Source organism: Polaromonas sp., from assembly GCF_036676035.1.
Lineage (GTDB): Bacteria > Pseudomonadota > Gammaproteobacteria > Burkholderiales > Burkholderiaceae_C > Polaromonas.
Map to the genome: position 1 here is coordinate 1 of NZ_JAKFDR010000075.1, position 20,489 is coordinate 20,489.

Sequence of the window (20,489 nt, forward strand, 5' to 3'; positions counted from 1 at the left end):
CGTCGAGCACCTGCTGCAGCCGGCTGGCGATGCCCGTCGCATAATGAGCCGTCGACAGGTCGCGGGACACAACCACCAGTTGGCCGTCGCGCGAGCCGTCTTTATATGTTGCGAGTTTCATCGTCAGGCGTTTGGGAGGCCTTGACTGCGCATGCGCCCGTCAAGACTCCAGTCCCCTGCGCCCGCCGCACCAATGCAAAGCAGGCCGCCCATGATGGCGACGTTCTTCAGGAAGTGGTTCAGCTGGTTCTGGTATGCCGGGGTCTCCGCGGCCCAGAAGGCGTGAAAGATCACGGCTGCCAGACCCGTGAAGACCAGCAAGGCCCATGCGGCGTACCGGACTCGCCATCCGACGATCAATGCCAAGCCACCAGCCACCTCAAGAGCAATCGTGGCCAGGAGCATCAGTTCGGCGGCGGGCAGGCCTTTCGATGTCATGAAGCCGGCCACGGCGGCAAAGCGCCCGATCTTGCCGAGGCCCGACACCAGGAACAAGCTGCCCAGCAGCGCACGCGCGGCAAGGAGATGGAGGGGTAGGTTGTTGCGGTTCATTGAAGTCTCCGTTGTGTTTTTAAAGGATGGTATTGGCAAGCCGTTATTCCAGCGTGATGCCGCGCTCGCGGATCAGTTTGTGCCACTTCTGCGTTTCGGCGACGGTGTACACGGACATCAGGGTTTCATCGCTGGGTACGGCTTCCCATGCGGCTTCAGCGAGTTTCTTGCGAACCGCCGGATGGTTGACGGCAGCCTGCATTTCCAGCGAAAGCTTGCGCTGAATGTCCCTGGGCGTGCTGCTGGGAACGACCAAACCTTGCCATGCGTAGGCTTCCACCTCCTTGTAGCCAAGTTCGACCATGGTGGGCACGTCGGGCAGTTGTGGGATGCGCTTGCCCGACAGCAGCGCCAGCGGCACCAGCTTGCCAGCCTTGATGGCGCTCATGGCGCTCGAAGTATCCACCATCATCAGCGGTATCTGGCCGCCCATCACATCCTGCAGCGCGGGCGCCGCCCCGCGGTAGGGAACGTGTACCACGAAAGCTCCGGTTCGGCTCTTGAAAAGCTCCATCGCCAGATGGTGCGGGCTACCGTTGCCTGGTGAGCCGTAGCTCAGCTTGCCGGGGTTTTTCTTCAAGGTGTCCAGCAACTCCCGTGCGTTCCCTATGCCGGCATTGGGGGCGGCCACGATCAGCAGCGGCGCGCGCGCCATCAGGCCAAGGGGCGCGAAATCGCGGGCCGGGTCATACGGCAACTTTTTGTACAGCGCCGGGTTGTAGACCAGCACCCCATTGTCCGCCGTGAAGAGTGTGTAGCCATCGCCCGGGGATCTGGCCGCCGCTTCGGCGCCGATGCTGGCGCCAGCTCCGGGGCGGTTGTCGATGATGACCTGCTGGCCCATTTGCACCGATATTTGTGCTGCGATGGTGCGTGCCAGAAAGTCCGAGCCGCCCCCGGCGGGGTAGCCAACGATCCATTTGACGGGTTTGTTGGGGAAATTCTGAACTTGGGCTTGGGCCCCGGCCGTTGCCGCGATGGCGGCCCATAGCATGGCGCGCCGGACCCAGAAATTCAAGCGAAGCATAGTTGTCTCCATGTGCGTGGGTGAAAACGCTAGTCGTTTTTGAAACCGTTGCCATTAGAGAGCGGCTTGATCTATTATTCAATCAACTTTTTCTGATCAATATATTAGGTTATCCGATGAATGTGACCTTGCGCCAGTTGCGCGCTTTTGTGGCCATTGCCAAGTTTGCAAGCTTCACCGGTGCCGCAGGCAAACTGCACATCACGCAATCGGCACTGAGCGGGCTGATCAAGGAGCTGGAGCAGGCGCTGGGCGTGCAGGTCGTGTACCGCAGCACGCGCAAAGTCCAGCTGTCGGAGGTCGGCGGCGAGTTCCTGCCCCTGGCCGCCCGCATCCTGCAAGACCTTGACGAGGCGCTGCACGCCATCGCCGACCTGAAAGCGTTGAAGACCGGTGTTGTCCGGGTTGCCGTGCCGCAGCTGATGGCTTGCACGTTGATGCCCGAGGCCATCGCGGCTTTCAACGAGAAATATCCCGAAGTTCAGGTTCGCCTTTCGGATTCCGTGGTGGAGGGGGTGCTGTCTAAAGTGCACAGCGGTGAAGTCGACTTCGCTATCGGGCCGGAACGCCACGCGTCGCAGGAAATCGCCGCTCAAATGCTGTTTGAAATGCCATTTGTTGCCGTGTTCCCGCCGGGGCACCCGCTCGGCAAGCTCAAGCGCGTTACCTGGGCGGACATCGTGCGGCATCCCCTGATTTCCCTGCAAGGCGAATACACCCAGATGCTCAGTGCCGACCTGCAGGCATCGTCCAGCAAGTTGACGCTAAACCCAAGCGTGGAGGTTGCCTTCATGACGACGGCGCTCAGCATGGTGAGTGCGGGGCTTGGAGTGACGACCTGCCTGCCGTATGCCGCCTCGCTGCTAAAACTCTACCGGCTGCAGACGCGCCCACTGCTTGCGCCTGAGCTCAGCCGGAAGTTTCATGTATTGACCAAGAAAGACCGCCCGCTGTCGCCGGCCGCCCAGGGGTTTGCCGATTTTCTGTTTGTCTACGTCGCGCAGCACAAGTGGAGCGCCGAGCAGCGGCCGGTAAGCCGGGGTGACAGGGCCACTACTCGCCGGTGACGCGCACCAGCTCTCCGCGGGGGGCAAGTCGTGACGCTGTCATACCAGTTTCACACAGCCCATGCACAGTCCAGCCACTAACTTGGAGGATGAGCATGTCGGTTTTCTGGAAATTGAGCGCCTTGACAGTGTCGGCGCTGGTCATGCTGCCGGGCCTGGCCCAGGCGCAAACTGCGGTTGAAGCCAGACTGGCCGGCCACGCGACGCTGGCCGCCACGTCGGCGGTGGCCGCACCGCGCGATGCGGGTGCATTTTTTGCCACGGCCGGCAAATTTGCCAACGGCAAGCGCCAGCGCAACGAGCAACTGGGCAGCGAAAGCGCCAACACCTTCGTGGGCGACTCCAAGTACCCGCGTGCTTCGGGCGGCACGCTGCCCATCAAGGGGCAGTCGGTGCAGGGCTTTTCGGGTATGGTGTCCCTGGGCGGCAATGAGTTTCTGGTGCTGACCGACAACGGCTTTGGCAACAAGGTCAATTCGCAGGACGCCCTGCTGATGGTGCACCACATGACGGTCAACTGGAGCAAAGGCCAGGTGGCCCGCCGCAGCACCACCTTTTTGAGCGATCCGAAAAAGCTCGTGCCTTTTCATATCCAGAATGAAAACACCCAGCGCCGTTACCTGACCGGGATTGATTTCGATCCCGAGTCGATTCAGGTGGTGGGCAATGAATGGTGGATCGGCGACGAATTTGGCCCCTACATCCTGCGCACGGACCAGCAGGGCCGCGTGCTGGGCGTGATCGAGGCCACGGTCAGCGGCAAAACGCTGGCTTCTCCTGATCACTACATGCAGGGGCGTTTGCCCAATCTGCCGAGCGAGGCACTGTTTGAGGTGCGCCGTTCCAATGGCTTTGAGTCCATGGCCAAATCGGTTGACGGCAGCAAGGTTTACCCGATGTTTGAAGGCCCGCTGTATGACGCGGCCAGCAAGAGCGTCGAAAAAATAGGCGACAAAACCTATGTGCGAATCATGGAGGTGGACGTGGCCACGCGCCGCTACACCGGCAAGCAGTGGAAGTATCTGCTCGAGGAGATTGGCAATGTGGCCGCCGACTTCCAGATGCTCGATGCGAGCACGGGCCTGGTGATCGAGCGCGACGATGCCACGGAAGGCCAGTCCCCGGCCTGCCCCAGCGAGGCACGCACCGACTGCTTCACGCGGCCGGCACGCTTCAAGCGCGTCTACAAGATTGACCTCTCAAGCCCGGACGCCGAGGGCTTTGTGCGCAAGGTCGCCTACATCGACCTCACGCGCATCGCCAACCCCAAGCGCCTGGCCAAACTGGGCCCCAACGAAGCCAGCTTTGTGCTGCCGCATCTGGGCCCCGAAGGGCTGGCGATTGTGGACGCCACGCACATCGTGCTGGTCAATGACAACAACTTTCCCTACTCGTCAGGCCGCGCCCTTGGCAAGCCGGACGACAACGAGCTGACCTTGCTGGACATTCGCGCGCTGGTTGAAGCCAGGTGATTGACTGGCCCCCACGCTTTTCGCTTCGCGTAATGCGCTGCCCCCCGAGGGGGCTAATTTTCCTTGGGGCGGCCCTGCGGAAAATATAAGAAAAGAAGACCCGAAGGAGATGAAAAAGCGGGCCGCGGCCCGCTTTTTCTTTCAACCTGCTTCAGGCGAAATGATCAAATGATGAAAAGTGTCGGGTCAGCGCCTGGCCCTGGGTATCGACCAGCCGCAAGCCGGGTTCTTTCTCAATGCTGCCGATGCGTGTGACCGGGGTTTGCGCCTGCTGCGAAGCCGCCAGCACCGCGTTACGTGCAGATACCGGCGCCGTGAAAGCCAGCTCGTAGTCGTCACCACCTGCCAACACGTACTCGAGCTGCTGTTCAAAGGAAATAATGCCTGTAGCCCAGGAAGTGTGAGCGCAAGCAGCTATTAAATTAATAGCAATTGAGGCGTCGATGGTGGCGCCCGCGCCGGACGCCCGCAGGATGTGTTGCAGGTCACCGAGCAAACCGTCACTCACGTCAATCGCCGCAGAGGCCACGCCGCGCAGCGCCTGGCCCAGCGCGACCCGTGGCGTGGGCTGTTCAAGCCGGCTCTTGGCTTGCTCGAGCAATGCGGCCGGCAGTACGACCGTGCCGCGCATCGTTTCAAGCGCCAGCCGCGCATCGCCCAGCGTGCCGCTCACATAAAGGTCATCCCCTTCCTGGGCGCCGGAGCGCAGCAGGGCCTGGCCCTGGGGCACCTCGCCGAACACGGTGATGCAGATATTGAGCGGCCCTTGCGTCGTGTCGCCGCCCACCAGCTCGCAGCCATGGGCATCGGCCAGTGCCAGCAGCCCGCGCGAAAACGGCGCCAGCCAGGCCTCGTCAGCGCGGGGCAGGGCCAGCGCCAGCGTGAAGGCCAGCGGTTTCGCACCGCAGGCGGCCAGGTCGCTCAGGTTGACCGCCAGCGCCTTGTGGCCCAATGCGCCCGGGTCGACGTTGGCAAAAAAATGCTGGCCTTCGACCAGCATGTCGCTGGAAATGGCCAACTGCATGCCCGCTGCAGGCTGCAGCAGCGCGCAATCATCTCCCACGCCCAGAACCGCTTTGGCCGTGGGGCGTGTGAAATAGCGCGCAATCAGATCGAATTCACCCATATGGGCAGAGCATACGCAAAAAACCGGCCCTTAGGCCTGCTGGGCGTGCGTCATGCCACCGCGAAATTTCTGCGCCGCCTGCCGGATCACTTCGGCCAGCAACCGCTCCTGGCTCTGCCGTTCGCGCAGCCAGCGGGCATCGTTGTCGGCCCGCTCCACGCAGCTGCGCAGCATGTGCAGGGGGGCGCCGGCATCGACGGCCGTGGCATGGCGTTCGATCTGGTTCATGGTCAGCAGAATGTGCTCGCGCAGCGGCATGTGCTCGCCGGTGGCCGGGTCGACATACACCGCATCCATGCCGAAGCGGCAGGCCTGGAAGCGGTTGTAGGTGTAGACCAGGTAGTCGTCTTCGGTGGGCATGAAGGGCTGGTCCTGCATGAACCAGGCGGCCAGCGACTGCACGTAGCCAGCCAGCGCGGCGGCGCGCTCCACCGTGAGCGGGGTGTCGAACACGCGGATCTCGATGGTGCCGTACTCGGGCTTGGGCCGGATGTCCCAGTAAAAATCCTTCATGCTCTTGACCACGCCGGTGCGTGTCATCTTGTTGAAGTACTCGGTGAAGTCGTCCCAGGTCAGCGCAAACGGGGCGCGGCCCGACAGCGGAAAGGCAAACACCGAATTGAGCCGTGCCGAGTCAAACGCCGTGTCCTGCCCCTGCACATACGGGCTTGAGGCCGACAGCGCAATGAAGTGCGGAATGTAGCGCGACATGCGGTGCAGCGTGAGCAGGGCCGTGTCGGCATCGGGGCAGCCCACATGCACATGCTGGCCAAAAATCGTGAACTGCTTGGACAGGTAGCCATACAGCTCGGACAGTTCGCGAAAGCGCGGCTTGTCGTAAATGCGCCGCTCGTGCCATTGCTGAAACGGGTGCGTGCCGCCGCCGACCACGGCGATATTGAGCTTGTCAGCGCTTTTGACCAGGGCGTCGCGGATTTGCGAAAGCTGGCCCAGCACTTCCGACGACGAGTGGCAGACGCCGGTGGAGATTTCGATCATGCTCGAGGTCATCTCGGGCACCACGGCGCCGGGCAGCGGGGTCTTGTGCATCAGGCGCAGCATGTCCTCGGCATAGGGGGCCAGGTCGTAGTCGTGCGTGTTGACGAGCTGCAGCTCCAGCTCCACGCCCAGCGACAGGGCGGCAGATTGGTGGAAGGGCTCAAGCGCCATGTGTTTCTCCTGCCTGGTCACGGCTATCCCCGGCCTGGGCGCCCAGCGACACCGGCCCCCAGGGTTTTGAACTTTCACCGGCCTTGTAGATGGCCACGGTGGCCAGGATCGCCCCCAGCACTTCCATCAGCAAAATCGCGGGCAGGGCAATGCTGGCGATGCGCGGGCCCAGCGAGCTTGACGCGACGACAAACTGCGAGACCAGCAGCAAGGCCACCGATGACATCGGCCACATTGCGCAGCCGACCCACAAGGCCTGCTTCCAGCTGGCCCCGGTGCCCACATTGCCCAGCGCGACCCCGACAAATTTGGCCGCGCCACGTGCGGCGAGCAGTACTGCCACCAGGCCGGCGACCTGGCCGCTCCAGTCGGCCTGCGCGGCCACCACGGACACCAGCACGAACATCAGCATGGTCAGCATCGAAGACGCCGTGCCCATCTGCCGCGGCCAGGACCAGGGGCGCGGGTTGAGTTGCTTGAGCAGCATGCCGCCAAGCAGGGCCGCCAGCGGCGCCGAGCCGCCAAAGTGCGCGGCCAGCGCGGCGCCCGCTGCGATCAGGGTCAGGAGCAGGATGGCGGTGTTCTCGCTGGTGGGGCTCATCACCCGCAGCGCCGTGCGCAGCGTCAGCGCCAGCACCGCCCCCACCACGACCGACAGGCCCAGCACCACCAGCACCGGGTAAAACGTTTCGCTCAGGTATTGCTCGCCGCGGTGCATCATGCCGGCCCGCGCGCTGCAAAAGGTCAGGGCATACAAGGTGCTCAGGGTCGAGAGCACCAGCGCCCGTTCGGTCACCGGCCCCGAAGCACGGGTGTCCATCACCACCCGCGACAGCACGGCGGGCGAGGCGGCCATGGCCAGCAGGGCCAGCGGTTCGGCCACCACGCTTCGCACCTCCAGTTGGCTGAGCACCCAGTAAACGGCGCCAAAGGTCAGGGCCGATTCGAGCAGGCTTTGCACCAGCACCATCGGGTTGTGGCGGAACCAGCGCAAGGGAACGCGCCCGCCGGCTTCGAACAGCACGACGGCAACGCCCAGTTCCAGCAGAAACAGCCCGATGCCCTGCAGGGGCCACACAGCGCCGGTGAAGCCGGCCAAGCCGGCCAGCGCGCCGATGGCGGAATAACCCACCACCTTGGGCAAGCCGGTGTAGCGTTGCAGCAGATGGCCGGCGGCAGCAGCCAGCGCCAGCAAAATGGACCATTGCACGGTAGGCAGGCCAGCCGATGGTTTGATCCATTCGGCCCAGATGGCCATGATTTCGTTCATGCGGGTTCGTCTCCCTTCTTGTGTCAAGAGGATGCCTTGCCCGAGGGCCAGGAAGGTGCTTGTTCACGGCTTCGCCTGAGAAGCCTGGAGGCTGGGAGCCGGATGTGAAAAGCGTCTGCGGTCTTTCAATAATTTACATGCACTCACAAAATTCGCATGTAGGACAAGGGCTGAAATTCGCTGACCGTACGTCAGTGTTCAGTCGGGAAAGAAAAAACGCCGCGGATGGCTGCGCCAGCGCGCCCAGATGGCGGCGCGAATGCGTGCACGGTCGACCCCGCTGACGTTATGGGCTTGCAACGCCAGTCGAAATGCGAAGTAAAAACTCACACCCAGGTTCAGTGCGCCAATCAGGGGAATGGCCGCCAGGCACCACCACAGCGCCGGCTGCCGCAGTGCGTCCAGGCCTATCGCCGCTCCGGCGGCTGCCAGCTGGCCGGTGGACAGGGTGACATGCCGCACTTCGAGCTCGAAGCCAAAAAAGCCGGTGAAGGCCGGAATCAGGCCCAGCATGAAGCCCAGCGAGATGTTCGAGGCAAAGCCGGAAATGTGGTCGCGCATGAACCGGGCCCAGCGCGCGGCACGGGCCGCACCCAGCACGCTGGTAAAGCGCGGGTTGTAGCGCATGGCCGAGTCCAGCCGGTGCAGCACAAACCAGTTTTCGACCCAGCCCGCGATCAGGCTGGCGGTGAACAGCACGATGCCTGTAAAAGCCGCCCACATCAGCGTGGGGCCGAGCAGCGTCAGCGTCTCGAAGACATGCTGCGCCTCCTTGACGCTGATCATGGCGCGACCTGCGACCAGCTGCACCAGGGCGTTGATGAGCAGCACCGCCGGGAACACCATGAAGACATTGCCAAAGACAGCCGCCACCTGCGAGCGAACCAGATGCGTGACCTCATCGACAAACTCGGTGATGGCCTGGCTGGAGTCCAGCTCCTTGAGCTTGGCGGCCATGGCCGGGGCCGTCATGGCCGGCTGTTTGGTGGCCAGCGTGAAATGCAGCAGCTGGATCAGCACAAAACTGCCGGCGTAAACCAGGCCGGCCCAGAAACCGCTCCAGAAAGCGGACAAGCCAACGGCCACCACCATGAACTTGAGCAGGGTGGTCAGCGCCGTCAGGGCGCCGCCGCCCATGGCATTACCCAGCATGTCCTTGTACTCGGCACGGTTGCGGGTGATGTAGTTCTCGCCGGTCTCGGCACTGCGCTCGGCCATTTTGGCGGCCAGCAGGGTCGAGTTGGCGCTGATCAGCGCGCGTATGCTTTTGGTGTCCTGGCCCACGTTGACCATGCGCGCCAGCAGCTTGATGGCCGCCGCCGCGGGGGTGGGCGACAGCAGGCAGTCAAGCAGCTCGCGCACGCGCAGCATGCGCGAGCGCAGTTGGCGCAAGCGAAACACCAGGCCGACTGAAATACCGTGTTCCTCCAGATGTGCGTAGATGCTGTTGATGGCCCGGCGGCAGGCATCGAGCCGCTCGCGGTATTGCAGCACGGCAGTTGCCAGCTCGGCTTCATCGCGCTCGGGCCGGAAAAAAATCGCACGCAGCGCTTCCACATCGGACGGCAGCGCGTGAAACGCCCGGGTGTTGTGCTCCTGCCGGCTCATGCGAAGCCGCAACTCCGGGGCAAAGCCGGAGGCGCGGATTTGCGCCGAGCAGTAGGTGATGGCGTCAAGCAGGCTGTATTGCCAGTGCAGCTTGTGCATGGCGCCGCTGGCTGACAGCAGGCCGGTCAGGCGGCCGATCTGCGCATCGTCCAGCGCATTGAGCCATTGGGCGTCAAAGCGTGTGGGCGTGACCAGTGAAAACAGCTCGGACGCATCGATGGTCTCGGGCGTGGCGGGCAGCAGCTTGCGGCGCAGGCGCTCTGCGAGTTCGCTGACAAAGGCGGTGCGCGGCGCGAAGCCGAAATCCGCCAGCAAGGTGGTGATGTCCACCGTCTGGATCAGCGTTTGCCACCAGGCCTGCAGGCGTGCCTGCAGCTCCGGTTGGGCTTCGACCGTTTCGATGAATTGCTGCACCCGCGCCACGGCGGCTTGCGGCGCGGCCTGGTTACCGCGAATCCACTCAAACAGCCGGATCAGCCAGATATGGCGCGCGGCCAGATCGGCATCCGGGTCCAGCCTGGCCAGCAGCTGGGGCAGGTATTTCATGCGCCGAGGTTCAATGCAGCACGCGGCCGGCAGGGTTGCCGCCGGGGCCGGCTTCCAGCACAAACATGGGGATAGCCGCCTCAAAGCGCTCACCGTCTTCCGCCACACAGAAATAGCTGCCGTGCATGGTGCCGCTGGGCGTGCGCAGGCGGCAGCCGCTGGTGTACTGGAAAGATTCGCCGGGTTTGAGCAGCGGCTGGTGGCCGACCACGCCCAGCCCCTTGACCTCTTCGGTGTGGCCCTTGGCGTCGTTGATGATCCAGTGGCGCGAAATCAGCTGGGCGGTCACCTCGCCCGTGTTGGTGACCGTGACGGTATAGGAAAACCCATAGACATGGTCTTGCGGCGCCGACTGTTCGGGCAGGTATTGCGGGATGACTTCGCAGAAAAATTGGTATTTCGGCATGGCTTTGAAAACGGTTGCACCCATGTTAACCGCCCGACGCCTGCACTACCCCGGCCGCCCCGGTCGCTTAGGTGGTTTTGGGGGGTGACGGACAGATCGCCGGGCTTGCTGCGACAATTCGGGAATGAGTAAACCGAAGCCCCCCTACCGTATTGCGCCGTCCATCCTGTCTGCCGATTTTGCCCGCCTGGGCGAAGAGCTCAAGACCGTCATTGCGGCAGGCGCCGACTGGATCCATTTTGACGTGATGGACAACCATTACGTGCCCAACCTGACCTTCGGGCCCATGGTGTGCCAGGGCCTCAAGCCGCATGCCAAAACAGCCGGCGGCACGGCGGTGCCGATTGATGTGCATCTGATGGTGCAGCCGGTCGATGCACTGGCCGCCGGTTTTGCCGACGCGGGCGCCGACCTGATCAGCTTTCACCCCGAAGCTTCCGCCCACGTGCACCGCAGCGTGCAGGCGATCAAGGCCAAGGGCTGCAAAGCCGGGCTGGCGTTCAACCCGGCAGAGCCTCTGGATGTGCTCGACTGGGTGATCGAGGACATCGACCTGATCCTCATCATGAGCGTCAACCCCGGCTTCGGCGGCCAAAGCTTCATCGAATCGGCCCTGCGCAAGATCGAAGAGGCGCGCAAGCGCATCGACGCTTCGGGCAAGGACATCCGGCTCGAAGTGGATGGCGGCATCAAGACTGACAACATTGCCCGCGTGGCCGCTGCCGGGGCCGATACCTTTGTGGCCGGCAGCGCGATTTTCGGCAAGCCTGACTACAAGGGCGTGATTGATGCTATGCGGCTGGAGCTGGCGAAATAATGCGTTGGGTGACGGTACTGTGAGCATGCGTTTTGAAGCCGCGATGGTCGATCTCGACGGCACCATGGTGGACACCCTGGGCGACTTTGTGGCGGCTCTTAACCTGATGCTGGCTGAGCTGTCGCGCCAGCATGCCGAGCCCGGGCTGGTGGGCCGCCAGCTTAACGCGAAGGCGGTCGAGCGCATGGTCGGCAAGGGCTCGGAACACCTCGTCAGCTCAGTGCTAAATCACGTCCTGACCCAAGCGGATACTGCGCAGGTAGCTATCAAAAGCGAAGCGCTTTTCACGGCGGCGTTTGCCAGTTACCAGCGGCATTACGACGCCATCAACGGCCGGCATTCGGTGGTCTACCCGGGCGTGCTGGAGGGTTTGCGGCAGCTCCAGCAGTCGGGGCTCAAGCTGGCCTGCCTGACCAACAAGCCGGCGGCGTTTGCCCGGCCGCTGCTCAAGCTCAAGGGGCTGGACGGTTTTTTCGGCGCGGTGTTTGGCGGGGATTCATTCGAGCGCAAGAAGCCACACCCCATGCCGCTGCTCAAAACCTGTGAGGCGCTGGGCGCGCCACCGGCGCGTACGCTGATGATCGGTGACTCCAGCAACGATGCCCAAGCCGCGCGTGCGGCTGGTTGCCCGGTGGTGCTGGTGACCTACGGCTACAACCACGGTGAGCCGGTGCGTGCGGTGGACGCCGATGGTTTTGTCGATTCGCTGGCCGACATTGCGCTGGCCAATATAAGCTGACATCAACGATAACGGGGCTTGCGCCCCGTTAATCGTCATGAAAGTCAGGCCGAGGATCAGGCGGGCTTGCCCAGCAGTGCGTCCTTGAGCTTCCAGTCTGCGGGCTGGGGGCCCAGCCAGATGCGCATCAGGGCGTTGAAAAATTCAACCTCCTTGAAGGGCTCGCCTTGCTGCTTGCCCTTGGCGGTGATGACGGTGCCGGTGCCTGGCACCCATTCGATCAGGATGGATTCGCCGGTCAGCAGTTTTTTCTGGTCGGAAAAAATCTGCCCCATCCTGATCAGGCCGGGGACCAGTTTGGACATTTCGCCTTTGGGGGCGTTGTCTTCCACGCCGCGCGTGAACAATTTGCCCAGTTCGTTGGAGTCAATGTCGCGCAGCATGGTGATGCTGAAGCGTTTGGGGCCCGGCATGGCCAATACTTCTTCGGGGGTGGACGCTTTCTTGCCGAGGTACAAACCGGCTACATACACCTTGAACACCGCCTTGTAGCGAACGCCTGCACCGTTGAGCTGGAGTTTCGTGCCGCGAACCTCGACCGGATCATCGAGCTTGATGCCCGAAATCTCAATCGGAGCGGCCAGGACGCCCAGCGACAAGGTCAAACCAGCCAAGCCTGCGATGCATCGCTTCATCAAAGTCATGAAAGCCTCCAAAATGATTCTTGAAATAGAACGAGCGTTCTTTTTTGCAAACTCATTGTCAAGTCGGCTGCCTCCCCCTTGCAAGAGGGTTTGCGAGATGAGCATTAGTACTAGTTCTTGCGAATTGCTCCCGTTGGGCGGGAGAGTCCTGGTCTTTGCTACACTTTGGGCTTCATGTTCATTCATCGCATCATTCAAACAGGTTGTGGCGACCGGGGAGCCTGGCCCTGGCGTACCTGTCATCTCGCGCACGCCTGAAGCGTCCACGAGGCAGCAGCTTTGCCTGGCCCGTGTATCTCCTCAGTCCCTGCGCCATCCCGGTTTTGATGCGCTCTTGGCTTTTCGCAAAGAGCACCCCGGCCCCGCACCTCGGGGCGTTTTGAATGACAGGTGGCGACGTCAACAACGCGTTGGCCCCTGGTGAAGGACCCCATCGTGATTACTGAACTCGAATTCAAAAGTCTGGCCCAGCAGGGCTATAACCGCATTCCTTTGATGACGGAGGCGTTCGCCGACCTCGAAACCCCGCTCTCGCTCTACCTGAAACTGGCGCACTCCAAGGGGGGCGGTAAATTCAGCTTTCTGCTGGAGTCGGTGGTGGGCGGTGAGCGCTTTGGCCGCTACAGTTTCATTGGCCTGCCGGCCCGTACGCTGGTGCGCGCCAGCGGGTTTGGTGTCGATGCGCTCACCGAGGTCGTGAAAGACGGGCAGGTGGTTGAAACCTCCCGGCAAAACCCGCTGGACTTCATCGCTGACTACCAGAAGCGCTTCAGGGTGGCGTTGCGTCCGGGCCTGCCGCGCTTTTGCGGTGGCCTGGCGGGCTACTTTGGCTACGACACGGTGCGCTACATCGAGAAAAAGCTCGAGAAGTCCTGTCCGCCCGACACGCTGGGCTGTCCCGACATCTTGCTGCTGCAGTGCGAGGAACTGGCCGTCATCGACAACCTGTCGGGCAAGCTTTATCTGATTGTCTACGCCGACCCGGCCCAGAGCGAGGCTTACGCGAATGCCAAAAAGCGCCTGCGCGAGCTCAAGGAGCAGCTCAAGTACTCGGTCAGTGCGCCGGTGGTCAAACCCTCGCAGGGCTTTCCGGCCGAGCGCGACTTTGCCAAGGCCGACTACATCGCTGCCGTGGAGCGGGCCAAGGAGCTGATTGCCGCCGGCGACTTCATGCAGGTGCAGGTCGGCCAGCGCATCAAGAAGCGCTACACCGAGTCGCCGCTGTCGCTGTACCGCGCGCTGCGCTCGCTCAATCCCTCGCCCTACATGTATTACTACCACTTCGGTGATTTCCATGTGGTGGGGGCCTCGCCCGAGATTCTGGTGCGGCAGGAAAAAATCATGGTGGATGGCCGCGACGAGCAGAAAATCACCATCCGCCCGCTGGCCGGCACGCGGCCGCGCGCCTCGTCACTCGAGGCCGACAAGGCGGTCGAGCAGGAGTTGATCAACGACCCGAAAGAGCGGGCCGAGCATGTCATGCTGATCGACCTGGCACGCAACGACATTGGCCGCATCGCCAAGACCGGCACGGTCCAGGTGACGGAAGCGTTTGCGGTCGAGCGCTACAGCCATGTGATGCACATCGTGAGCAACGTCGAAGGCGTGCTGCTCGATGGCATGACCAGCATGGACGTGCTCAAGGCCACCTTTCCGGCCGGCACGCTGAGCGGCGCGCCCAAGGTGCATGCGATGGAGTTGATCGACCAGCTCGAGCCGACCAAGCGCGGCCTGTACGGCGGCGCCTGCGGCTACCTCAGCTACGCGGGCGACATGGACGTGGCGATCGCCATCCGCACCGGCATCATCAAGGACCAGACGCTCTATGTGCAGGCGGCGGCTGGTATTGTGGCGGATTCGGTGCCCGAGCTGGAGTGGAAAGAAACCGAAGCCAAGGCGCGCGCCTTGTTGCGCGCCAGCGAACTGGTCGAGGAGGGCCTGGAATGAACAAGGCGACTGTCCAGCACTGCGAGACCATGGCCGAGGTGCGCCAGCACATCGATGCGCTTGACGATCGCATCGTGGCCCTGCTGGCCGAGCGCAGCGGCTATGTGGCCCAGGCGGCGCGCATCAAGCAGCGTGCCGACCAAGTGCATGACCAGCAGCGCATCGACTTCATCGTCGACCGCGTCAAGGCGATGGCGCGCGAGCGCGGCGCCCCCGAGGCGGTGATGGAAGCAACCTACCGCGCCATGATTGACGCATTCATCGAGTTTGAGCGTGGCGAGTTCACGCGGCTGAAAGAAGGGGCTGGATCATGAAACTCCTGATGATCGACAACTACGACTCTTTCACCTACAACATCGTCCAGTATTTCGGCGAGTTGGGAGCTGAGGTTGAAGTCTTCCGCAACGACGAGATCACGGTCGAGGGCATTGCAGAACGTCGGCCGGACCGTCTGGTGCTCTCGCCCGGCCCCTGCTCGCCGGCCGAGGCCGGCATTTCGGTGGCGGCGATCCAGCATTTCGCCGGCAAGCTGCCTATCCTGGGCGTCTGCCTGGGCCACCAGAGCATAGGCGCGGCCTTTGGCGGCAAGATCATCCGCGCCCAGCAACTGATGCACGGCAAGACCAGCGTGATCACGACCACGCAAGAGGGCGTGTTTGCCGGGCTGCCGGCGCAGTTCACCGTCAACCGCTACCACTCGCTGGCGATCGAGAAATCGTCCTGCCCCGAGGTGCTGGCCGTGACGGCCTGGACCGACGATGGTGAAATCATGGGCGTGCGCCACAAGACGCTGCCGATTCAGGGCGTGCAGTTTCACCCTGAATCGATCCTGACCGAGCACGGCCATGCCATGCTGAAGAACTTTCTGGAGCAGCGCGCGTAGCGGCAACGGGTTTTTGCTATCAAAAACATAGCTGTTTGCGCCTATTACATAAGGGCTAGAGGCCAAAATGACCAAGACTGTTGACCTGAGAAGCGATACCGTCACGCAGCCCACCGAGGCCATGCGTGCCGCGATGCTGGCGGCCCCGCTGGGCGACGATGTGTTTGCAGGCGACCCCAGCGTCAACGCGCTGCAGGAAAAAATCGCCGGCCTGCTGGGTTTTGAGGCCGCGCTGTTCGTACCCACCGGCACGCAGAGCAACCTCTGCGCCATTCTTTCCCACTGCCAGCGCGGCGACGAGTACATCGTCGGCCAGTTGGCCCATGCCTACCGCTGGGAAGGCGGCGGTGCGGCGGTGTTCGGCAGCGTGCAGCCGCAGCCGCTGAACCACCAGGCCGACGGCACGCTGGCGCTGGCTGACATCGAAGCCGCCATCAAGCCCGACGACGCGCATTTTGCCCGCACCCGCCTGCTGGCGCTGGAAAACACGCTGGGCGGCAAGCTGTTGCCCTTCGACTATCTGCAGCAGGCCACCGGACTTGCCAAAAGCCGGGGCCTGAGTCGGCATCTGGACGGCGCGCGCCTGTTCAATGCCGCCGTGGCGCAAGCGGCGCAAACTGGCGCTGGCCCCATGGCAGAAGCGCGCCGGATCGCGCAATGCTTTGACAGCGTGTCGGTCTGCTTCAGCAAGGGCTTGGGCGCGCCCGTCGGCTCGGCGCTGTGCGGCTCGCGCGACTTCATCGCGCGAGCCCACCGCATCCGCAAGATGGCGGGTGGCGGCATGCGTCAGGCGGGTGTGCTGGCGGCGGCGGCCTCGCATGCGCTGGACCACCACATCGCGCGGCTGGCGCAAGACCACGCGCTGGCCAAGCGTCTGGCTGACGGCTTGGCGGGGATTGAGGGCTTGCAGGTCGAAGCGCCGCAGACCAACATCGTGTTTGTTGACCTGACGGGCGCAGCCAGGGAGCAATCCGCGGCCCTGCTCAAACATCTGGCCGATCACGGCATTGCGGCCACGGGCCTGTATCGCCTGCGTTTTGTCACGCACCTGGATGTGGACGCCGCGGGCGTGGACCGCGCCGTGGCGGTCATCCGTCAATTTTTCAATCCCAGAGGATCAAGCCATGCCTGACTTTCAACACCTGTTGCTTTTCATCGCGGCCGGCTGGCTGCTCAACCTGACGCCGGGCCCCGACGTGCTTTACATCGTGACCAATTCGCTGCGCTCGGGCGCTCGCGCCGGCATGGTTGCCGGCCTGGGCATCACGGCCGGCTGCTTCGTCCACATCTTCGCGGCGGCCGTAGGCGTCAGCGCGCTGCTTGCCACCTCGGCCACCGCCTTTACCGTGCTCAAGTGGATAGGCGCAGCCTACCTGCTGTGGATCGGTATCAAAATCCTGTTCTCCAGGGCCCCGCAGGTTACGACCGATCTGACCGCTGTGGCCGCCAGCGAGCCGCAGCGCCACCTGAAGGCGGTGTTCATAGGGGGCTTCTGGACCAATGTGCTGAACCCCAAAGTGGCGATCTTTTTCCTGGCGTTTGTGCCGCAGTTCATTTCGCCTGACACCGGGAACAAGGCCCTGGCTTTCGCGCTGCTGGGCGTGCTGTTCAACCTCAACGCCATCCCTGTCAATTCGGGCTGGGCGCTGGCCGCCGCCTGGATGGCCCGGCGCTTGAGCGCGGCCGACCGCCGCTGGGCCGCTCCCGAGGCGGGCGAGCCCCCTCGGGGGGCAGCGCCGGCACGTAGTGCCAAGCGTGGGGGCATATTTGTCTGGCTGGACCGCGTGGCTGGCCTCATGTTCATCGGCTTTGGCCTGAAGCTGGCTTTGTCCGACAATCCGAGCAAGTAAGGAGACCGCCATGCCGAGCACCCACAAAATCACCCCCCAGGAAGCGCTGCAGCGCACCATCGAGCACCGCGAGATCTTTCACGACGAGATGCTGCACATCATGCGGCTGATCATGAGCGGCGAGATGTCGCCGGTCATGATGGCGGCGCTGATCACCGGCCTGCGCGTCAAGAAGGAAACCATTGGCGAGATCACCGCCGCCGCGCAGGTCATGCGCGAGTTTTCCACCAAGGTCAACGTGGCGGACAAAACCCATCTGGTCGACATCGTGGGCACCGGCGGCGACGGCTCGCACACCTTCAACATCTCGACCTGCTCCATGTTTGTGGCGGCCGCGGCCGGCGCCAAGGTCAGCAAGCACGGCGGGCGCAGCGTCAGCAGCAAGTCGGGCAGCGCCGACGTGCTGGAAAGCCTGGGGCTCAACATCAACCTGCCGCCGGAGGCGATTGCCAAATGCATTGAGCAGGTCGGCGTCGGCTTCATGTTTGCGCCCAACCACCACCCGGCCATGAAAAACGTGGCGCCGGTGCGCAAGGAGCTGGGCGTGCGCACCATTTTCAACATCCTGGGCCCGCTGACCAACCCGGCCGGCGCCCCCAACATCCTGATGGGCGTGTTCCACCCCGACCTGGTCGGCATCCAGGTCCGTGCCCTGCAGCGCCTGGGCGCCGAGCATGCGCTGGTGGTCTACGGCAAGGACGGCATGGACGAGGTGAGCCTGGGCGCCGCGACCGTGGTCGGCGAGCTCAAAAACGGCGAGATCACCGAGTACGAAATCCACCCCGAAGACTTTGACCTGCCCATGGCCAGCAACCGCGCGCTGCGGGTCGAAACGCCCGAACAGTCAAAAGCCATGCTCATGAGCGTGCTCGACAACCAGGCCGGTGCGGCGCGCGACATCGTGACCCTGAACGCGGGCGCCGCGCTGTATGCGGCCAATGTGACCGACTCGATGAAAGCCGGGGTGCAGCTGGCGCGCGGCGTGATCGAGTCCGGCGCGGCCAAGGCCCGGCTGCTGCAGCTCATTTCCACCTCCCAATCCCTGGCGGCGTGACCATCGCCGCCCGAAAGTTGTATGTCTGACATCCTGAACCAGATCATTGCCGTCAAGCGCGAAGAAATCGCCGCGGCGCTCAAACGCAAACCGCTGGCGGCCATGCGCGAAGACGCCGAGTCGCGCGTGCTGACGCGTGATTTTGTGGGCGCCCTGCGCACCAAGATCGCCGCCGGCCAGCCCGCCGTGATTGCCGAAATCAAGAAAGCCAGCCCGTCCAAAGGCGTGCTGCGGGCTGACTTCATTCCGGCAGACATCGCCCAGAGCTATGCAGAGCACGGCGCTGCCTGTTTGTCGGTGCTCACTGACAAACAATTTTTTCAAGGCAGCGTGGACTACCTCAAGCAGGCCCGGGCCTCCTGCGACCTGCCGGTGCTGCGCAAGGACTTCATGGTGGACGCCTACCAGGTCTACGAGGCGCGGGCCATGGGCGCGGACTGCATTTTGCTGATCGCCGCCTGTCTCGACGACGCGCAAATGAAGGCGCTGGAGGCGCTGGCCTTGTCGCTGGGCATGGCGGTGCTGGTCGAGGTGCACGATGCGGCCGAACTGGAGCGCGCGCTCAAGCTCAAAACCCCGCTGCTGGGCATCAACAACCGCAACCTCAAGACCTTCGAGGTCTCGCTGGACACCACGCTGGACCTGCTCAGAGATGTCCCGGCGGACCGCCTGCTGGTCACCGAATCGGGGATTGCCACCCCGGCCGACGTGAAGCGCCTGCGTGAGGCGAAAGTCCATGCATTTTTGGTCGGCGAGGCCTTCATGCGGGCCGACGATCCGGGCGCGGCGCTGGCCAAGCTGTTCTTTTGATGCTATTGATTTAATAGCTGCTTGCGCACATGAAACAAGGGGTTCAGGCCAATCTGGCCTTTGAAAATGAGGCTTTGCCGGGTTTGGCAGCGGGCTTGACATCAGGCTTGGCTGTTGCGGGGTCGCAACTGACCGGCTGGAGCCCCGTCCAATGGCCGGTTAGCCCAGACTGGCAGCCGGTGCTGCAGCCTTTTCTGGCCGGTGCCGCGGGCCGGCAGCTGGCGGCCTTTCTGGCCGGGCGGCTGGCGGCGGGGGCGGTGGTGTATCCGCCGCAACCGTTTCGGGCGCTGGAGCTGACGCCGCTGGCCGATGTTAGTGTCGTGATTTTGGGGCAAGACCCCTACCATGGGCGCGGGCAGGCGCATGGGCTGGCTTTTTCAGTGCCCGAGGGCGTGAAAATTCCGCCCAGCCTGCGCAATATGTTCAAGGAGCTGGCCCGCGATCCGGCGTTGCAGCTTGCACCGGCGGCCAGCGGTTCGCTGGAGCGCTGGGCGCGCCAGGGGGTGCTGCTGCTCAACGCCTGTCTGACGGTGGAAGACGGCCAGCCCGCCAGCCATGCCCGGCAAGGCTGGGAGGTGCTGACCGATGCCCTGATCCAGACGGTTTCCGGGCAGGCCGAGCCGGTGATTTTCATGCTCTGGGGCGCGCACGCCCAGGCCAAGCGCGCCCTGATCGACGAGGCGCGGCATCTGGTCTTGAGCGCCAATCACCCCTCGCCTTTGTCGGCTTTGCGCCCTCCGCAACCCTTCATCGGCTGCGGTCATTTCAGCCGGGCCAACGCCTGGTTGCGCGAGCACCGCAGAAAAGAGATAGCGTGGTAGTCAAAATTCACAAAACCGTGGCATAATCCGAGGTTCGCTTGATGGATGGGTGCCCGAGTGGCTAAAGGGGGCAGACTGTAAATCTGTTGGCTAACGCCTACGCTGGTTCGAATCCAGCCTCATCCACCAGATTTTTTGAGGATTTTGGCCAAGCGGCGGGTTCAAAGACGTGTCACCGCAAGGTGTTTTAAGCGTTTTGGGCTTGCGTGAATAGTGAGGTTGCGAGTTGAATTGGCAGAGCTGCGCGGGAGTAGTTCAATGGTAGAACCCTAGCCTTCCAAGCTAATGACGCGGGTTCGATTCCCGTCTCCCGCTCCATAAGGCGTATTTATGGTGTGGCTGCTTGGTTTTGCTGGTCGATGTCGCAGTCAGGGATTTTTGAAGAGATTTTGAGTTCAGCCCATGTGGCTCAGTGGTAGAGCACTCCCTTGGTAAGGGAGAGGTCGCGGGTCCGATTCCCGCCATGGGCACCATATTTTGAGTTGGTGCGGTGCAAGGTTTGTGTTGCGGCTGGCGCTGGTGTTAAGTTAATTAGGTTTTGTAACTTCTCGGAGTTGAAAAATGGCAAAAGGCAAATTTGAGCGGACCAAGCCGCACGTCAACGTAGGCACGATCGGCCACGTGGACCACGGCAAGACGACCCTGACGGCAGCGATCACGACCGTGCTCGCCTCCAAATT

At 63.0% G+C, this 20,489-nt stretch carries 21 protein-coding genes, 3 tRNA genes and 1 pseudogene; 16 read left to right on the forward strand and 9 right to left on the reverse strand.

The genetic code is table 11. The features are described 5' to 3' along the window. The 3 genes and pseudogenes from V6M61_RS12475 to V6M61_RS12485 form a co-directional block, all read right to left on the reverse strand. Window positions 1-121 (reverse strand): annotated as a pseudogene (locus tag V6M61_RS12475) (fumarylacetoacetate hydrolase family protein); the annotation flags it as partial. A gap of 2 nt (window positions 122-123) precedes the next feature. Then, window positions 124-552: a DoxX family protein gene (locus tag V6M61_RS12480; protein ID WP_332776901.1), complete on the reverse strand. Its 429-nt coding sequence runs from the start codon at window positions 550-552 to the stop codon at window positions 124-126. 43 nt (window positions 553-595) lie between these two features. Further along, window positions 596-1,579: a Bug family tripartite tricarboxylate transporter substrate binding protein gene (locus V6M61_RS12485; protein ID WP_332776902.1), complete on the reverse strand. Its 984-nt coding sequence runs from the start codon at window positions 1,577-1,579 to the stop codon at window positions 596-598. 116 nt (window positions 1,580-1,695) lie between these two features. On the opposite strand from V6M61_RS12485, the gene V6M61_RS12490 reads away from it, so the two are divergent. Then, window positions 1,696-2,646, forward strand: a complete 951-nt coding sequence (locus V6M61_RS12490; protein ID WP_332776903.1) for a LysR family transcriptional regulator — start codon at window positions 1,696-1,698, stop codon at window positions 2,644-2,646. A 95-nt stretch (window positions 2,647-2,741) separates the two neighbouring features. Continuing rightward, a complete protein-coding gene (locus tag V6M61_RS12495; protein WP_332776904.1) occupies window positions 2,742-4,118 on the forward strand; it encodes an esterase-like activity of phytase family protein in 1,377 nt (458 codons plus the stop codon). 151 nt (window positions 4,119-4,269) lie between these two features. On the opposite strand, the gene thiL is transcribed toward V6M61_RS12495, so the two are convergent. From thiL to apaG, 5 genes are all read right to left on the reverse strand, one after another. Next, window positions 4,270-5,244 (reverse strand): thiamine-phosphate kinase, encoded by a 975-nt coding sequence (gene thiL / locus V6M61_RS12500; RefSeq protein ID WP_332776905.1) that lies wholly within the window; start codon window positions 5,242-5,244, stop codon window positions 4,270-4,272. Between the two features lie 30 nt (window positions 5,245-5,274). Further along, a complete protein-coding gene (locus V6M61_RS12505) occupies window positions 5,275-6,414 on the reverse strand; it encodes a YbdK family carboxylate-amine ligase (protein ID WP_332776906.1) in 1,140 nt (379 codons plus the stop codon). Continuing rightward, window positions 6,404-7,684: a cation:proton antiporter gene (locus V6M61_RS12510; protein ID WP_332776907.1), complete on the reverse strand. Its 1,281-nt coding sequence runs from the start codon at window positions 7,682-7,684 to the stop codon at window positions 6,404-6,406. Before V6M61_RS12510 ends, V6M61_RS12505 begins: the two co-directional genes overlap by 11 nt. 198 nt (window positions 7,685-7,882) lie before the next feature. Next, a complete protein-coding gene (locus tag V6M61_RS12515) occupies window positions 7,883-9,838 on the reverse strand; it encodes a site-specific recombinase (RefSeq protein ID WP_332776908.1) in 1,956 nt (651 codons plus the stop codon). A 10-nt stretch (window positions 9,839-9,848) separates the two neighbouring features. Continuing rightward, window positions 9,849-10,244 (reverse strand): Co2+/Mg2+ efflux protein ApaG, encoded by a 396-nt coding sequence (gene apaG / locus V6M61_RS12520; RefSeq protein WP_332776909.1) that lies wholly within the window; start codon window positions 10,242-10,244, stop codon window positions 9,849-9,851. Between the two features lie 124 nt (window positions 10,245-10,368). Between apaG and rpe the strand changes: the two genes are divergently transcribed. Further along, a complete protein-coding gene (gene rpe / locus V6M61_RS12525) occupies window positions 10,369-11,061 on the forward strand; it encodes a ribulose-phosphate 3-epimerase (protein ID WP_332776910.1) in 693 nt (230 codons plus the stop codon). A 25-nt stretch (window positions 11,062-11,086) separates the two neighbouring features. After that, a complete protein-coding gene (gene gph / locus V6M61_RS12530) occupies window positions 11,087-11,800 on the forward strand; it encodes a phosphoglycolate phosphatase (protein ID WP_332776911.1) in 714 nt (237 codons plus the stop codon). Between the two features lie 56 nt (window positions 11,801-11,856). On the opposite strand, the gene V6M61_RS12535 is transcribed toward gph, so the two are convergent. Then, complete coding sequence (locus V6M61_RS12535) at window positions 11,857-12,444, reverse strand: chalcone isomerase family protein (RefSeq protein ID WP_332776912.1); 588 nt, start codon at window positions 12,442-12,444, stop codon at window positions 11,857-11,859. 435 nt (window positions 12,445-12,879) lie between these two features. Here V6M61_RS12535 and trpE point away from each other — a divergent pair, with 435 nt between their 5' ends. From trpE to V6M61_RS12595, 12 genes are all read left to right on the forward strand, one after another. After that, entirely contained in the window at window positions 12,880-14,391 is a 1,512-nt protein-coding gene (gene trpE, locus V6M61_RS12540) for an anthranilate synthase component I (RefSeq protein WP_332776913.1), read from the forward strand. Then, window positions 14,388-14,705, forward strand: coding sequence for a chorismate mutase (locus V6M61_RS12545; protein WP_332776914.1), 318 nt, complete (start codon window positions 14,388-14,390; stop codon window positions 14,703-14,705). The genes trpE and V6M61_RS12545 overlap by 4 nt, the downstream gene beginning before the upstream one ends. Continuing rightward, entirely contained in the window at window positions 14,702-15,274 is a 573-nt protein-coding gene (locus V6M61_RS12550; RefSeq protein WP_332776915.1) for an aminodeoxychorismate/anthranilate synthase component II, read from the forward strand. The genes V6M61_RS12545 and V6M61_RS12550 overlap by 4 nt, the downstream gene beginning before the upstream one ends. A 67-nt stretch (window positions 15,275-15,341) precedes the next feature. Further along, window positions 15,342-16,406 (forward strand): low-specificity L-threonine aldolase, encoded by a 1,065-nt coding sequence (ltaE, locus tag V6M61_RS12555; RefSeq protein ID WP_332776916.1) that lies wholly within the window; start codon window positions 15,342-15,344, stop codon window positions 16,404-16,406. Beyond that, window positions 16,399-17,124: a LysE family translocator gene (locus V6M61_RS12560; protein WP_332776917.1), complete on the forward strand. Its 726-nt coding sequence runs from the start codon at window positions 16,399-16,401 to the stop codon at window positions 17,122-17,124. The genes ltaE and V6M61_RS12560 overlap by 8 nt, the downstream gene beginning before the upstream one ends. Window positions 17,125-17,134: 10 nt before the next feature. Then, entirely contained in the window at window positions 17,135-18,178 is a 1,044-nt protein-coding gene (gene trpD, locus V6M61_RS12565; RefSeq protein WP_332776918.1) for an anthranilate phosphoribosyltransferase, read from the forward strand. A 21-nt stretch (window positions 18,179-18,199) separates the two neighbouring features. Beyond that, window positions 18,200-18,988, forward strand: coding sequence for an indole-3-glycerol phosphate synthase TrpC (gene trpC, locus V6M61_RS12570; protein WP_332776919.1), 789 nt, complete (start codon window positions 18,200-18,202; stop codon window positions 18,986-18,988). A gap of 29 nt (window positions 18,989-19,017) precedes the next feature. Further along, entirely contained in the window at window positions 19,018-19,809 is a 792-nt protein-coding gene (locus V6M61_RS12575; RefSeq protein ID WP_332776920.1) for a uracil-DNA glycosylase, read from the forward strand. 43 nt (window positions 19,810-19,852) lie between these two features. Then, window positions 19,853-19,938, forward strand: a tRNA-Tyr gene (locus V6M61_RS12580). A 115-nt stretch (window positions 19,939-20,053) separates the two neighbouring features. Continuing rightward, window positions 20,054-20,127 (forward strand) — tRNA-Gly (locus V6M61_RS12585). An 80-nt stretch (window positions 20,128-20,207) separates the two neighbouring features. Beyond that, window positions 20,208-20,282, forward strand: a tRNA-Thr gene (locus tag V6M61_RS12590). 88 nt (window positions 20,283-20,370) lie between these two features. After that, the coding region (locus V6M61_RS12595; protein ID WP_332776921.1) for a GTP-binding protein at window positions 20,371-20,489 on the forward strand (119 nt) is incomplete at its 3' end.